Origin of the sequence: Pseudomonas sp. ACN8 (assembly GCF_002303925.1) — a bacterium.
Lineage (GTDB): Bacteria > Pseudomonadota > Gammaproteobacteria > Pseudomonadales > Pseudomonadaceae > Aquipseudomonas.
On the sequence record NZ_MRCS01000131.1, the window covers coordinates 1 to 657 of the forward strand.

Annotated in this window: 1 pseudogene; it reads right to left on the reverse strand. The window is 60.4% G+C overall.

Annotation, left to right across the window (positions count from 1 at the left end):
- Positions 1-185 (reverse strand): annotated as a pseudogene (locus tag BSF44_RS29260) (tripartite tricarboxylate transporter substrate binding protein); the annotation flags it as partial.
- Positions 186-657: the final 472 nt, after the last annotated feature.

Consider the following 657-nt stretch of genomic DNA (forward strand, 5'->3'; position numbering starts at 1 on the left):
GACTTGGCCGTACCGGCCTCGACCATGGCCTTGCCCAGCACACGGGCGGTCTGGTCGTAACCACCGCCCACGGAACCCGGGGCCATGAATTTCACGGTATCCAGCGCGAAGGCCGGTGCGACAAGCACGGCAGCGGTCAAACCGGCGGCCATGCAGCGACTGAAACGACGGATCAAAGCAGACATGGGCATCTCCTGATTGCATTGTTTTTATAGGTGCCGCTTGCTCATCGACGTGCGCGATGAACAGGGGCCTGCAAACAAGCTTAGGCCATGGATCCTCGGGTTGATCTGTTTTAAAGCGCTGCACCACCCTGTAGGAGCGAGCCTGCTCGCGATGGTCGCTAACGATTACGCGTGTTACCTGAATAAACGCGGTGCCTTGACGTCCATCGCGAGCAGGCTCGCTCCTACAGGAAACGCCCGGGCGAAAAACAGCCAGGGCACTTGCGACAAAACATCGCTCAGGGTGCGTGTCTTGACCTAACCTCATTGGCTAAGTGACTAACAACCCGTCGAGCTCGCCGATGTGCAACGTCTTGAAGTCCATGATCTACGTCGCCTTCGCGGTTCTGGCGGCAAGCCCGGGATGGCTGTTGGCGGGGGACATGGCCGACGCTCCTGCTCCTGCTCCTGCTCTTGCCCCGGCCCCTCCCCC